General features: G+C 69.4%; 1 protein-coding gene. It reads left to right on the plus strand.

The features are described 5' to 3' along the window. Positions 1 to 413: 413 nt before the first annotated feature. Positions 414 to 1,922 (plus strand): DUF6851 domain-containing protein, encoded by a 1,509-nt coding sequence (locus H5J30_RS30045; protein ID WP_181790532.1) that lies wholly within the window; start codon positions 414 to 416, stop codon positions 1,920 to 1,922. The last annotated feature ends 34 nt before the right edge of the window (positions 1,923 to 1,956 follow it).

Here is a 1,956-nt window from a genome sequence, read left to right on the forward strand (position 1 = left end):
GCGCTCGGCGGCCACGACCGCATGCGGCTGCGCGGCTGCCTGGACGACGCCACCGCGGAGCGCACGACGGCAAAGGTTCTGGGCGACGGCCAGATCGGCGGCTGAAAGCACCCCGGTAATACGCGCCGACCGTCCCGGTGGCCCCGCCGTTTTCTGTTCTGGAATCCCCGGGAAAGGCCGCGGGTCAACTCCCGTGACGGCTCCAATCCGAGTAGTGCGGACTACTCGTTCACCCGGTGGACCGGACGGCCCCGCTCAGTAGCCTTTTCACGGGGGATTCGCGCTGCCCGTATGCGCTTTGTATTTTCCCTCGAATTGGCCGAGATTTTAAAGAAACTTGAAAGAGGGAGATGCGCACCATGACGATACGAAGACAGCCTCCGGCCGCCGGATCCGCGCCCCGCCGCAGGTCGGTGCTGCTCGGCGGCATCGCCGGCGCCTCGACCGCCGCCCTGGCGGGGCTGGGCCACAGCGGCGCCGCCGCCGCGGAGCCGGCCGCTCGACCGGCGGCAGCGGCCGCCGACTTCGACTTCGACACGGGCAACTTCGTCCGGGATCTGATCGCCACGTTCCGTCCCGCCGAGGACGTCTACGGGCCCATGGACGTGACCGTGCTCCACCGGTTCATCCATTTGTCGACGGCCGCCTGGTTCGACGCGATGGCGCCCTATCACCCGACGGCCGTGGGCGTTTTTTCCCGTATCCGCCGCCGCCCTTCGAGCGAGTCCACCACCAACCGGAACAAGAACATAGCCGCCCTCTACGCCAATTACCGGGTGATCAAGGGTGTGGAGCCGGGCCGGGGCACGGCCTTCCGCGACCTGATGGTCGCCATCGGCCTGGACCCCGACGACGAGTCGGAGAACCCGACCAGCCCCATCGGCATCGGCAACCTGGCGGGAAAGGCCGTCCTGGCCCGTACGGCACACGACGGCATGAACCAGCTCGGCGACGAAGGCCGCACGTACAACGGCCGCCCGTACGAGGACTACACCGGCTACCGGCCGGTCAACTCCGCGTACGAGCTGAGGAACCCCTCGCGCTGGCAGCCGAAGCACGGCACCCACAACCGCCGCCTCGCCGGGAACGCGGGCGACAAGGGGATCTTCACCGTCCAGGCGTTCGTCACCCCGCAGCAGCGCCTGGTCAGGGCGCACACCTTCCGCGACCCGGGCAGCTTCGGGCTCGCGCCGCCCGAGTTCAGCGACCACACCCGGCCGCGGGACTACAAGCGCTCCGTGGACGAGATCCTCCAGGCGTCCGCCGCGCTGACCGACGAGCAGAAGGTGAAGGCGGAGATCTTCGACAACAAGTTCCTCGGCGTCGGCATCTCCGTCGGCGCCGCGGCGCAGGCGCACGGCGAGATGGACCTGGACGACCTGGTCCACCTGCTCTTCGGCAGCACCGTCGCGATCTACGACTCGCTCGTGGCGATCTGGCACTACAAGGCCGTGTACGACTCCGTCCGGCCGTTCACCGCCGTCCGGCACGTCCACGGCAGCCGCCGTGTCACCTCCTGGGGCGGTGTGGGCAAGGGCACGGTGCGCGACATGCCGGGCGACGAGTGGACGAGCTACCTCAACGTCGGCGACCACCCCGAGTACCCCTCCGGCTCCGGAGGCGTGTGCGCGGCCCAGGCGCAGGCGACGCGCCGGTTCTTCGACGACGACGTGCTGGACTGGACGTTCCGGGCGCCGGCCGGCTCGACGATGGTCGAGCCGGGGCTCACGCCCGGCACCGACCTCGCGGTGCACTGGGACACCTGGACGGAGTTCGTCCGGGACTGCGCGTACAGCCGGATGTGGGGCGGCGTGCACTTCTCGAAGACCGCGGAGCGGTCCATCCCGTTCGGCGAGCAGTTCGGCGATCTGGCCTACGAGTTCGTGCAGCGGCACGTCAGGGGCGAGGTCGCGGAGGACTGACCGGACCACTGGACCACTGGACCATCGGGCCATC

This window comes from Streptomyces phytophilus (assembly GCF_013870535.1).
GTDB lineage: Bacteria > Actinomycetota > Actinomycetes > Streptomycetales > Streptomycetaceae > Streptomyces > Streptomyces phytophilus.